We start from the raw sequence: 11,923 nt of genomic DNA, 5'->3' as shown, positions 1-11,923 counted from the left end.
GCTTATACTTATTAAACACTTAAGGCTAAGACGAAAATAGTTTTAAAAAAAACATCAGCGTGCGATTAATGACGCCATACTCATTCAAATCAAATAATTCTAAATTAATTTATTAATAACAAGTTCAGCCGCAAAGGAAAATTGATTTTACATGTAGCTATAAAGTTAGCTTGCCATTTTATCAACATAACAAGCCATTAAAAATATTTTTTGGCATTCGACACATAAGTTTTAAGTAAGATAATGTAAACCCCACCATCATGGCAGGGCCACACTAAATTAAAATAAACCTACCAATTTAAGAGTTGAACCTGATAACATACCCGGTGTGTTAACTTCTACTTCCTGGTATTTTTCTGGAAAATTATCTTTATGAATCATACGAGCTTGCGCTACTAATATGCAGGCGGGAATGGTAACGCGCATTGCTGGGTCAGCAATATCTTTTGCTGTTAATGCCGCACTCACTGTCCAGCCAACAGGCCCCGTAATTACACCCAATACTTTTGCAATCATTGCATTGGTACCGATGGTTAATCCTTTACCAAAAATCATTTTCCACACATAATTTATAATGTGCAAGGTCATTTGATAACTTTTAAAACCACCACGACGAAATACAATAGTGATAATATCGTACCACAATGAAGGGTTTGTATAGTAAGTGCTACTGAAGTTATCAAGGTCCTGTAGTTCAAGAGACATTGCCAACTCATGTAGCTGGCTCTCATTCATGTTCTTGATGTACATCATAACGAAGTGCATCATGTACTTTGTTTCCATGCTTTCTATATTCTCTCCTTCAATGAAGGGTATCTTGAGTTTCTTCATACAGTCCTCAAGCACCTCACGATACGGAACTCCATGACCACGCCAAGCATTGGCGATACTATTTCCACCGTAACATTGGAGCTCTTCAGCAATACATTGCCAATATGGATTAGAATTTTTTTCTATATTTTCATCCAAGTTGGACATAATGCGCTTTCGCCCATCATTAGGATCCCATGTAAGAAATTTACGCAATTCCCATAGAGTTTCCCTGTCAGTAAAATCCGCCATGAATAACAAATCTTTATCGTAAACCATACCCATAAAGGCACCTATATCATCAGGTTCTATTGTTAAATATATTTTGGCGCTATTTATCTTATGTGAACGCCGCTTGCTTTCATTTTTACGCGCAGATCTTATACGTATCAGAACATATCAAAAATGCGCACATGTCATTAATCACGAAATTATATATCGTGCTAGAACTTATTTTTTAAAGGCGTTTGGTTAACTCCCTACTTTTCTTTTTCTATATGATCGGTGTTCTACCATCACGCCGATGATCTGGATGTGCTGTCGGTCGGAGTGCATGGTGGGGTAATCCTCATTGAGGGGGACCAGCTCAAATACTTCTTGGCCGCTCTCATCGATGCCGCGGGGCCGGTACTTTTTGAACGTGGCCTCGTTGCTGCCGTTCTTGGCCACGACATAATCCCCTGGCAGGGGTGACTCGTCAGGGTCCACGATGATGAGGTCTCCTTCCTTGAATAGCGGCACCATGGAGTCACCACGTAACCAAAGGCCAAATCCGTAGGGGCCGATCTCGCCTCCTGCCGATACATATTCGACATTGCCATCGAAGGCAGTGGCCTGCTCGCACATCTCACGCCAGTTGCCCGCTTGGACATAGCTCAGAATCGGGATCCGTTTGCCCTGATAAATCACTGCTGGTTCTACGTTGTGATAACCAGGTATCCGTGGCTCCCCTGATGATTCAGGAGCACTCCCCTCCCCCGTCAAAAGCCACTCAACGGTTACCCCCAGCGCTGCTGCCAAGTCATTGAGATAGCGGCCTTTCGGCTGGTTAAGTCCAGATTCCCACTTGCTAATTGAGACACGGGTAATCCCGATGCGCCTTGCAAGCTCATCTTGGCTCATTTTCTGCGCACGCCTGCGTGCTGCAATACGGTCATTGATTGTTTCCATAAACCTAAGTTACCACTCGGTGACGTAACTAAAGCAACTAAACAGCTTGATTTGAACCCGACCCATAAGTTACCTTTCAATCTTATCGACACTTAGGTAACGAAAAAGAGAGGGCGAAATAATGCAGAAAAGTACTGTCTTAGAGCACTTTGGCACCGTAACGGCAACAGCCAGGGCTCTTGGGATCTCCCATGTAGCGGTTAGCAAATGGGATAACACCATTCCCAAAGGCCTGGCCTACCAAATCGAAGTCCTGACCGGCGGCAAGTTAAAGGCCGACCCGCGCAGCACCCCGCAACAACCCACCCCCTGTGTTTGAACCCCCTAAGAAGGATTCATCATGACTACTCGAATCAAACCTATCCGCATCCCCAGTGATGTGAGCCAGCTACCGCTTGATTACCCCTTTGGTAATCGCGTCAGTGAAAGCCTGAAGGAGTACGCCGACCGCCAAGGTATTAGCCTGGAAGCGGTCAAAAAGCGTGCCGACCGCGGCCAGTTGCCCATTTTGCAAGACGGCCCGGGAGCACCTCGCGAGGTCAATCTTTATGCCCTGTTCCTGAAAGCCCGTTATCAGGCTGAGCGCTACGTCACCATGACGCTCGCGTGAACCTGCAAACACCATAACGGGTCAAGGAGAACCTCGCATGTTTACCGAATACGCCAGCAAACATCCGCACTGGATCAGCGCATGCCAACGCTTTGCGGCCAGTCACAACATGGCCGAGCTCGCACAGCGAACTGGCATGAATCCGCAGCTCCTGCGCAACAAGTTAAACCCCGACCAACCTCACGAGCTGACGGTGGCCGAGTTGATTGCCATCACCGAGGCAAGTGAGGGGGATGAAACCCTGTTCGATGGCGCCCTGTTTGTTTGTGGTTTGACTGCCGTGGCTATTCCCAAGGCAGAGCGGGCCCCTTCCCTGCCCCATCAGGCTATCGACCTGAACGCCAAGATCGCCAGCATTGGCCAGCGGGCGCTGGAGCTGACCGACCGCGGCCGGATCACCCGCTCCGAGCGCAACACCCTGGTGAACGTGGCCACCTCGGCCATGGGGTCACTCGCCATCCTGATCCACGACATTGAGGCCCGCTTTCAGGCGGTGCCGACCCTGGCCTGTGCGTCAGACATCCTGATGCAAACCATGACCATGTAAGGGGGAACCCATGCAAACCCAACGCATTGACCATCAACAACGCAATCTGGCTGGCCTGACGCCAGAGGAACAGGTGGCCATGAACACCGCCGGCTGCATGTTGCTGCGCGAGATGTTCGGCAAGAAGCGCTCGAGCCTCGACACCGACTGGCTGGCACTGGGCCAGGCCAAGAAAGCGGCCATCTGTGCCATCGCCCGCCAGCCTCGGGGCGAACTGATGAGCGCCACGCTGTCGGCACTGCCGCATGCGCAGCGTGAAGCGATCCGCCTTGCGGTGATTGCACTGGAGTACCAAAGCGAATTTCGCGGCGGCTGTGACACCAAGGTGTGGCACCCGGCACCGGTCACCAGATCTATCAGGGATATCGAGAGGGAGAAAAAAGAGAGAGCAGCAAAGCTGCGCATGAAACGCGCGGTGCTGGCAGCAAGCCAGATGACCGGGCAAGGCCCACGACCAATTGGGCAATAAAAAAGCCCGCATTACGGAGCGGCAACTCCAAGCGGGCCTCTATCAACAACGCATGAGGAAGTCGACATGGCAACTTTAGCGATCCCCTGCGCCCTGCGCAACCTTCGCATCCAACAACGCAAGCTGACGGGCCGCTATGGCGCCCGTCTTAGCCAACACCCGGACGGGGTTGCGCTTATGGAGCGGTCAACCGCACTGGCTTGGGCTTCTCTGTTCAGCCGCATCAACCCCTGCACCACTCAACAAGGAGCCTGACCATGAATGCACAACCAACCCAAATCAACCTGCTCAACCACCATGCCGCCAAGCGCCTGCGCCAGTTGCGGGAACAGTTGAGGCTAAGCCGTCCGAAGTTTGCCGCCCAGCTCGGCATTCCGCCCACCACGCTCAAGAACTACGAACTGGGATACCGCGAGATCGGGGGTGGCCTGTTCCTGCTGATCGCCAACCACCCGGAGCTGAAACGCCATCTCGCTTGGTTGCTGACCGGTATCGCCACGCCGGAGGTGCAGGCATGAGCAAGATCTTCCATCCCATATCCGAGCAGGAGGCGCTGGCCGAGTTGCCGCGCCTGCGCCAGCGGCTCACCGCCAAAGCCCGCCACTCCTCATGTCTCAGGGGAACGGAGGGTAAAACCTTGTTAGCCCAGGCAAAGCGTGCCCTGCGCTGGCATCAGCTATTTCTCAGCATCAACCGGAGGGCCTGCCAATGAGCGACATCATCAAGATTGCCCGCCAGGCGCCCAAAGTGGTCGAGGGGCTGCTGGCCGATATGTTCGCCGCCAATGCAGAAGATAACCGCATCGCCCTGGGCGGGGTTTACTCCGGCCAGCAGTACATCCAGCTGCAGTTGGTTGCGACCAGCAACCCGGCTGATTTGCTCGATGATGACGGCGACGAGGACGATGAAGAGGCGGCCGCACTCCCCGCACACAACCCGCTGACCACCCACTGGCTGGCAGCCCGCGCCGAGTTTATCGCCGCCGGCGGTGAGGCCAGAGGCGATCGGGATATCCCCCGGGAGCTGCTGGCACTCGGTGCGGTGCGCTCTGTCTATTGGCTGGCCCTCGGCCAGGGTGCAACCGCGCTGGCCAAAGAGATCGGCGAGTGGTGGCACGAGTGCGCGCCACTGCATGGACAAGGTGAGGTGATCAAGTGACTCATCACCTGCAGCAGGAACTGACCAGCCAGATGCATCGCTGGCAAGAGACCTATCGGGAAGACGCAGCACGGCTGCGTCTTTATCAACGGGAGCTGGCCCATGCGCGCCGGCTACCTGCCCGCCCCCACGTCAGCATCAAGCTGTTGCTGCGTCAGTGCGCGGCCGCTCGGCGAATGAAAAACCATGCCCAGCAGCGCATCAGTGGATGCCTGTTTCGCATCAAGACGTTATCCGCTTAACGCATGACCAAGCTCACCACCCGGCTGCCGCTGTCGAGAAAAGCACAGCTGCAGCGCGTCAACACCCTTTGCAACTCTCTGCCCGGCGTCAACTTTGACGCCGTTTTCGGCGGCCCACGCGGCCAATACGATCTACTCTGGGCCATCCAGCTGCTCGATGGCCTCTCCCCCGAGTTAACCCGCGACCTGTTCAAGCAGTACGCACGGCGCCGCAAGGATTGCAGCTTCACCCATTGCCGAGCGGCCAATATCTGGCTGCGTGAGCGAACCCGCTGGGTGCGCCAGTTGCTCCACTCCATACCGGTCAACCCAAGGGAGATGCGCGATGAAGACGGCCGCAAGAAGGTAGCCCACCAGTTCGCCAACCAGACCGCAGCTATTTACAAGAACATCGAACAGGGCATTAAAGACGGAGCCGAGCCGGATCTGCTGCGGACCTGGGCCCTGATGCGCCAGCCGGCCGATCAGTGGGGCTTTATCGGCAAGATGCCCAAGTTCAAATCCGACGAGGTGCGGGATAACTGGATCCTGAGCGTGCTGGTGCGCCTGCTCTCTGCCAAGTGGTGGGAGAAGCGCGTCAGCCGCTGCTGGGATCGGCTGCAGGAGCAGATCAACATTCTGCTCGGCAAGGTGCGCAAGGGGGTGTCGGCTTATATATCGAACGCCACCATGAAGGTGGTGCGCGAACGCAAGCGGGCCATGATGCGCTGGCTGGCCGAGTCGGAAGTGGTCAACGAGCAGTATGACCTGGTCGTGTCGATGAAGGATTGCTGGGAGGCCAGCAACGCCAACCCAGTGAACCGCCGCAACGAAATGATGGTGCGTGCTCGGGGGTTCAATGACTATGCCGAAGAGCAGGGTCATGTAGGGGTCTTCTTCACCTGGACTGCGCCGAGCCGTTTTCATGCCTGGACACAAAAACACAACGGCAAAGCGGTAGAGAACAAACGATATCAAGGGGCCACGCCGCGGGAAACCTGCGCCTATCTGGCCAAACTCTGGAGCCGCGCCAGAGCTGCCCTCAAACGGTGGAACGCCCCCGTTTATGGATTTCGCGTGTGCGAGGCTCACCACGACGGCACCCCGCACTGGCACCTGCTGCTATTTATGCGCCCGGAAGATCGCAACCGGGTGATCGGCATCCTGCAACGCTATGCCCTGACCGACGACCACGACGAGCTGGTACGGGATATCAAGGGTGCCCCACCCTTTACCGACTTTACTCCCCGCTTTGACTGGAAAGAGATAGACCCGGCCAAGGGGGATGCTGCGGGCTATATCGCCAAATACATTGCCAAGAACATCGACGGCGCCTACCTGGACGATGACGAAGAGGCTGGCACCGCCGCCGATGAGGGTGCCCTGCATGCCGTGGCCTGGGCCAGTTGGTGGGGCATTCGTACCTTCCAGCAGATCGGAGGTGCCCCGGTGGGAGTATGGCGCGAGCTGCGCCGCATCAGCAACGCCAAGAAGCATGCCGATCTGGTTGGCCCACCCAAGCCAGTGCTGCAAGACCCGCGCTTTGAGGCCGCCCGCTTTGCCGCAGATAACGGCATCTTTCGCTGCTATCTGCACGCCATGGGCGGCGCACTGGCAACCCGTGCCGAACACCCCATCAAGCTGGCCCACCTTATTGAGGAGCAGGCCAACTGCTATGGCGAAGACATCAAGCGCCTGATGGGCCTTACCTCCGCTCGCCTTGGCATCAAGACCCGCCTGCAAGGGTGGGAGATTGTGCCCGCCGGCACCCATGAAGCCAGGAAAGCCGCCGAGGCAGCAGCGAGGGGGGTTGGGGTTAAGACGGGCGACAGCCCGGCACCTTGGAGCTCTGACAATAACTGTACGCGGCCCGCTCCTGATGCCTTCGCAGACCAGATCATGAGGGAACAGTGGGGGTTATCGCCCTTTTCCATTGAGCGATTAAGGGCTGGTGCCAGCGTCAGCACGGACGGCTTCACCCTCTGGCTGGAGAACGGCCAGGTGCAATCGTGCAGATCACTTCCAAGCGAGCCGGATTGGCAGCCTGAGGGCCTGGAGCGATTAGAACAGAACCCGCCGGATGAATACGCGGTACCGGAAGGGGACCAGGACTGGCCAATGCTGATTGAGTTGTGCGGCGAGGTCTACCAGGCACAAGGCCACGCCGGGGCACACCGCTGGATCGAGATGCTGCCGCAGCCCTATCAGTCAGAGATGTGGCGGGTGCTGGAGGGGCTGGATGCGCCAAAATGGCGGCAAGAAAGCCCCGAGAGTAGCGGTCACTAGGGGCTGGGGGAATGAATGGTTTGATGGCTTACTTAGGTAACGATACCTATTCACCTAATTTAGGTATCATTCAAAATTGACATCATTATTATCCCATGTATCTCCAGTTAAAAAAGCTATAGATACCTCTCTTTATTTTGTTTGTTAAATATATTTCAAATAGCATAGCAAAAAAATATGAAACAACATTGGAAAAAATAAATGCAGTAAAGAATACAGTGTAACCACCACCATAGCGAGTCACTAGAAAATCAAATATTGAATAGTGGATCAAATATAAAGAATACGAATAGCTTGCTAAAAATGTAGATACTCGTACTACAATAGCATTGAAGTTAAACCTTGTAGAAATCTCAACAAGCAAAACAATCACACCAGCAATATACAAAGCAAACAAATAATCATATTCTTGCAGATCACTCATCACCCTGTAACAGGCCATTACCACAAGAGCAATCATCATTATAAACATACTTATAACACTGACGCTTTTTAATATCGCACGTTCAAATATGTAGTAAATCATCACACCATAGACCCAGTACAAGGTCAACCCATTGCCTCTTCCACCAATTAAATTATACATTGGTACAATTGACAAAAACACAATAAAAAAATAGACGAAAGCATTCTTGCTTTTATTTTTTAAAGTAAAAAAAAGTGCGCCAACAAAAAGATATATCCACCACTCAATTGCAACTGTCCATAGCGGCCTAGCAGAACCGAAACTGGTCACAAAATTTATAAACGGATAATCTTGGAGCATAAAAACATTAGATATAAATGTTTTTACATTAAATGCCTCATTGTAAGCATATAAGGAACCATTAATTGACTTACTAAAAAAATCAATCACAACAATGAAAATAAGAACTGGAATAAATGACGTATATATTCTAACAAACCTATCAACAAAGTAGTGAGAGAAACTATAATCATCTCGATATGACTTTCGACCTAAGCTGTATGAGATAACAAACCCAGAGAGAATGAAAAATATAACGACAGCAATATTTTGCACCCACGGAAAGTTGGGTTGATGAAATTTTAATGCAACTCCACAAAATGAAATTCCATGGCCTATCACTACCAACTGAGCAGATATACCTCTAATTAAGTCTAATATTGAAGAGTTGCTTCTAGATAGTTTTCTTTCCAATTTAGCCCCTGAATTACACAACGCACGAAAACCATCCAATAAACTGTAGGTTTTACTGCAGATTTAATATTTTGCGCATATTATACACTCTTTTTACTTTATGTAGCCATATATTATATTCATACAGGCTCACGGAGATGAGTGAACGGCTATTACTCATCAATGAGAAGACATGACTCGATAGAGGCATATGAGTTGCGGCAGATTATCTGTGGGCGCTATTGCGCCCCCAGTCCTTTCAGTACCAGCTGCCGACCTTCTGGTGTCAGCGAACCCATCAAGCTCAGTACCAGCTGGTTGGTGGTTTTGGCCGAGGGGCTTAGGGTGTGGGCGAACGACAAAGTGGCCACCCAGCTGTGGCCACACTCTGCATCAGTGCACTGGCAGTAGAGATCCGAGACATCATCGCTCAGTCGGTTGGTCTTGGTAATGCGGCCCCGCTGGCCACACACTTTGCAATAAACCCGCATTACGCCCCCTTTTCTATCCAAATCAACAGCCTATCTTGCCATAGCAAACACTGTTTGTTTATACAGTTGAACCGATATTCTCCCGAAAATCGACCCAGAGGGAACGAGGGAGTCCCGCGCTGTTGATGGCATCCTGGATAAGCTCGCACAGCGGCAGCACCTCGTTGCGGGCATAGGTGGCGTCGTACTTCTCAGGGTCTCCTAGCCCTCCCCCGCCATTGGTCGGAATGATCCCCGCCAGCGCCGCCGGAAAACGGTGAGAGGTCAGTACATCTTGGGCGGTGATCCCCTTGATGGCCGCGAACTCGTCCTTGGTGGCGATATCCCCCACCGGGATCAGCTTGATGCCATCGGGCTTGCCGTCCGGGATGTTGACGAACATGGAGCGGAAATTCCCCACCCCCTTGCTGCTGGCGATCATCTCCTTCATCTCCTCCTCAGTGTCGTCGTCCATGTTCGGGTCGGTGGCGTAAAAGATGAAGCCCATGTGGGCGCCGTTGAGGAAGTATTTGCGCCGAAACAGGGTGGCATCCTGGTTGAGCAGCGCCGACTGCAGGCCGCCCAGATAGTCGGGCATGCCGTAGATCTGCTGCTCGGGATCGTACTGGGCCAGCCAGATGACATCCTCCGGTCGGTAAATCAGGTTCGGCTTGCCCTGCTGCAGATAGACAAAGCAGCCATCTTCCCGCCGGCGCAGGTAGACGCTGGAGAGCGGCAGCAGCCCCACTACCTGGTTAAACCCATTGCGCAGCTTGAGCAAGCCCGCGTCCCCGAACTGCAGGTAGTTATGGGCAAAGGCGGTGACCGTGGTGCGCTGGTTGGTGAAGCGTCCTGCCACCATGTTGCGGCGCGCCATCAGGATGGCCCCGTGGTGGGCATTGGCCCGCACCACCTTGGCCAGCCCTTTGCGCTCGATGGGCGGCTGGTAATACTCGCCATAGGGGTTGTAAAACACCCCGGTGTAATCGGTCATCCAGGCCGTGGGATCGATGGCCTCCGGCATGCTGAACTCCACCGCGCTCTTTGTTGGGGCGGTCGCCAGGGCTGGTTGGGATTTGTGTCGCTTGGTCATGCTGCCTTTCTCTCCTGGCTGGTTGCCCAGGTGGATTTACGTTTGCGGGTGGTATCGAGCGGCTCGTTGGCCACGGCGTGGGCGATGGCAAAAAACACGTCAGCGTGACCGGTCACATTGTCCCGGGCGGCCCGAAACGTCATCTGGCCGCCGCCGGTGGTGCTGCGCTTGATAGCGAGGAACGCCAGCGGTATATCCCGATCCGCGCTGTCCCACTCGATGCGGTTTGCCTCCACCACGTCGATCATCTTGAGCACCAGCCGCGATTTGCTTTCGATGCTGTAGTTGATGGGGTGGCATATGCCTTTGAAGGTGGGCTTCAAGAGGTCATAGACCCCGGCACCGATGCCGGAGACATCGACCCCCAGATACGTGACCCGAAACTTCTTGGCGATGCGTTCAATCTCCTGCGCCTGGTACTGGAAGTTAAGCCCGCGCCAGTAGTGCTTCTCGAGCACCCGAAAGCGCTCACCGGCCACCATGGGCGGCGCCACCACCAGGGTAGCGTTGTCGCGGGTACGGCTCGGGTCGTAGCCCATCCACACCTCGCGACGGCCGAACGGATCCGGCCGCCCGGGCTTGTAGTCCTCCCAGCGGCTGGGGTCTACCCCGGCCCGCTCCATGTCCTGGAACTTGAACACCGACAACGCATCGTCGATAAAGCGGCACATGTAGAGGCGATCAAACACCTCCTCCGGGTACTCGTCTTTGAGCTCCTCGATGTCGATGAGGTTACAGCCGAGGCGAATGGCATCTTCGATGGTGATGACGTAACGCCACTGCCGATCAGGGCAGACGTGGCCGCCATCACGCAGGTCATGTTCGCCCGGGAAGTCGATGGCCACCCGGCTCGGGCGCTGGCCCTTCCAGCGATCCCCGGTCCAGAACCGGTACGCTTCGTGAACCTTGCTCGACGGGGTCGAGAAGTAGGTCTTGCGCCAGCGCGATTGGGTCGCCATGGCGCTGGCCACGTCGGAGAGCTTCTCGAAATTGGGGATCCAGAAATACTCGTCGATGTAGACGTTGCCGGAGCGGGACTGGGCGCTGTTGGAGTTGGTGGAGCAAAAATGCAGCTCGGCGCCGTTCGACAGGACGATGGGGTTACCGGTCAGGGTGACGCCGAGGAAAGTCAGGGCAATCTTGCAGATGTAGGAGCGAAACACCTCAGCCTGGGCGCGGGTAGCTGACAGGAAGATCTGGTTGCCGCCGGTCAGTACCGCATCTTCCAGCGCCTCGCCGGCGAAGTAGTAGGTCATGCCGATCTGGCGGGATTTGAGGATATTGCGGGTGCGCGGCAGTGCCGGGTCGTTCTTGGCCTCCCTGCAACGCAGCTGATAGCCAAACAGGGTGCCCAACCACTCGGCAAAGTCTGCCTCCGTCAGTTGGCCGACCTCGTTCTTGCCCTTCTTACCGCCCTTCCCCTTGCGGCCACCCTCCTGGCCACCGCGCCCGCGTGGGGTTCTCTGTGGAGCGGGTTCCTCTCCCCCTTCACTTTGGGCTCTGAGGGCCTGCTGGCGCTCGGCCCACTTGATGGCCTTCTCTTTGAGGCTGACATGGTGGCCGATAAGCCGGTCCAGTTCGTCCAGCTCGGCGCTGGTTTTCTTCTCTCGCCCGAGCAACGACTGCACCCGACGGGCAATAGCATCCTCCACCGCCTCTTCGGTCAGCAGGTCACGCCAGCCGTACTTCTCGGCCCAGAAGTAGACCACGCGGCAGGAGTTAAGCCCCAGTTCGTCCTTGATCTCCTGGGGTGTCCATCGTTTAAGGTAGAGTCCCCGCGCGGCATTGCGGATCTCTTCGGGATACGCCACGGCGCCTCCATCAGGTGAATGATGGCGCCATCATAGCCAGCCCCTCCCCTTGCTTATCTCACTGATGTTCCACGTAATTCGGATATCCCGCTGGATCCGAATCGCCACGAACACAACTGGATGAAACCCCCTAGCCGACC

16 protein-coding genes are annotated in these 11,923 nt (G+C 54.5%); 10 read left to right on the top strand and 6 right to left on the bottom strand.

All coding sequences use genetic code 11. The features are described 5' to 3' along the window. Window positions 1-279 precede the first annotated feature (279 nt). Both AACS24_RS00980 and AACS24_RS00975 read right to left on the bottom strand, forming a co-directional pair. Window positions 280-1,095 (bottom strand): ubiquinol-cytochrome C chaperone family protein, encoded by an 816-nt coding sequence (locus AACS24_RS00980; RefSeq protein WP_108570493.1) that lies wholly within the window; start codon window positions 1,093-1,095, stop codon window positions 280-282. 186 nt (window positions 1,096-1,281) lie between these two features. Then, window positions 1,282-1,980, bottom strand: coding sequence for a LexA family protein (locus AACS24_RS00975; protein WP_108570492.1), 699 nt, complete (start codon window positions 1,978-1,980; stop codon window positions 1,282-1,284). A 121-nt stretch (window positions 1,981-2,101) separates the two neighbouring features. Between AACS24_RS00975 and AACS24_RS00970 the strand changes: the two genes are divergently transcribed. The 10 genes from AACS24_RS00970 (at window position 2,102) to AACS24_RS00925 (ending at window position 7,271) form a co-directional block, all read left to right on the top strand. After that, window positions 2,102-2,299, top strand: coding sequence for a Cro/CI family transcriptional regulator (locus AACS24_RS00970; RefSeq protein WP_108570491.1), 198 nt, complete (start codon window positions 2,102-2,104; stop codon window positions 2,297-2,299). A gap of 21 nt (window positions 2,300-2,320) precedes the next feature. Further along, window positions 2,321-2,590: a DNA-binding protein gene (locus tag AACS24_RS00965; protein ID WP_108570490.1), complete on the top strand. Its 270-nt coding sequence runs from the start codon at window positions 2,321-2,323 to the stop codon at window positions 2,588-2,590. Between the two features lie 37 nt (window positions 2,591-2,627). Further along, window positions 2,628-3,137 carry a phage regulatory CII family protein gene (locus AACS24_RS00960; protein WP_108570489.1) on the top strand — a complete coding sequence of 170 codons (510 nt, stop codon included), beginning with the start codon at window positions 2,628-2,630 and terminating at the stop codon, window positions 3,135-3,137. A gap of 10 nt (window positions 3,138-3,147) precedes the next feature. Continuing rightward, window positions 3,148-3,606: a hypothetical protein gene (locus AACS24_RS00955; RefSeq protein ID WP_065402397.1), complete on the top strand. Its 459-nt coding sequence runs from the start codon at window positions 3,148-3,150 to the stop codon at window positions 3,604-3,606. A 66-nt stretch (window positions 3,607-3,672) separates the two neighbouring features. Then, window positions 3,673-3,861, top strand: a complete 189-nt coding sequence (locus AACS24_RS00950) for a hypothetical protein (RefSeq protein ID WP_041204794.1) — start codon at window positions 3,673-3,675, stop codon at window positions 3,859-3,861. Between the two features lie 2 nt (window positions 3,862-3,863). After that, window positions 3,864-4,124 carry a helix-turn-helix domain-containing protein gene (locus tag AACS24_RS00945; RefSeq protein ID WP_108570488.1) on the top strand — a complete coding sequence of 87 codons (261 nt, stop codon included), beginning with the start codon at window positions 3,864-3,866 and terminating at the stop codon, window positions 4,122-4,124. After that, window positions 4,121-4,318, top strand: coding sequence for a hypothetical protein (locus tag AACS24_RS00940; protein ID WP_108570487.1), 198 nt, complete (start codon window positions 4,121-4,123; stop codon window positions 4,316-4,318). The genes AACS24_RS00945 and AACS24_RS00940 overlap by 4 nt, the downstream gene beginning before the upstream one ends. Continuing rightward, window positions 4,315-4,764: a hypothetical protein gene (locus AACS24_RS00935; protein ID WP_236553491.1), complete on the top strand. Its 450-nt coding sequence runs from the start codon at window positions 4,315-4,317 to the stop codon at window positions 4,762-4,764. The genes AACS24_RS00940 and AACS24_RS00935 overlap by 4 nt, the downstream gene beginning before the upstream one ends. After that, complete coding sequence (locus tag AACS24_RS00930) at window positions 4,761-5,006, top strand: hypothetical protein (RefSeq protein ID WP_108570486.1); 246 nt, start codon at window positions 4,761-4,763, stop codon at window positions 5,004-5,006. The genes AACS24_RS00935 and AACS24_RS00930 overlap by 4 nt, the downstream gene beginning before the upstream one ends. A 3-nt stretch (window positions 5,007-5,009) precedes the next feature. Further along, the gene (locus AACS24_RS00925; protein ID WP_108570485.1) at window positions 5,010-7,271 is read left to right on the top strand and encodes a replication endonuclease; all 2,262 of its coding nucleotides are present in this window, start codon (window positions 5,010-5,012) and stop codon (window positions 7,269-7,271) included. A gap of 88 nt (window positions 7,272-7,359) precedes the next feature. Here AACS24_RS00925 and AACS24_RS00920 read toward each other — a convergent pair whose 3' ends face one another. The 4 genes from AACS24_RS00920 to AACS24_RS00905 all read right to left on the bottom strand — a co-directional run bounded on the left by AACS24_RS00920 (window position 7,360) and on the right by AACS24_RS00905 (window position 11,783). Then, entirely contained in the window at window positions 7,360-8,430 is a 1,071-nt protein-coding gene (locus AACS24_RS00920) for an acyltransferase family protein (RefSeq protein WP_108570484.1), read from the bottom strand. A 218-nt stretch (window positions 8,431-8,648) separates the two neighbouring features. Further along, entirely contained in the window at window positions 8,649-8,900 is a 252-nt protein-coding gene (locus AACS24_RS00915) for an ogr/Delta-like zinc finger family protein (protein WP_042067783.1), read from the bottom strand. Between the two features lie 58 nt (window positions 8,901-8,958). Beyond that, window positions 8,959-9,972, bottom strand: coding sequence for a phage portal protein (locus tag AACS24_RS00910; RefSeq protein WP_108570483.1), 1,014 nt, complete (start codon window positions 9,970-9,972; stop codon window positions 8,959-8,961). Next, the gene (locus AACS24_RS00905) at window positions 9,969-11,783 is read right to left on the bottom strand and encodes a terminase large subunit domain-containing protein (RefSeq protein WP_108570482.1); all 1,815 of its coding nucleotides are present in this window, start codon (window positions 11,781-11,783) and stop codon (window positions 9,969-9,971) included. The genes AACS24_RS00910 and AACS24_RS00905 overlap by 4 nt, the downstream gene beginning before the upstream one ends. Window positions 11,784-11,923: the final 140 nt, after the last annotated feature.

Origin of the sequence: Aeromonas sp. HMWF016 (genome assembly GCF_963878195.1) — a bacterium.
Taxonomy (GTDB): Bacteria; Pseudomonadota; Gammaproteobacteria; order Enterobacterales; family Aeromonadaceae; genus Aeromonas; species Aeromonas lacus.
The sequence above is the reverse complement of the archived record's forward strand: the minus strand, read 5'-3'. Positions and strand labels throughout refer to the sequence as shown.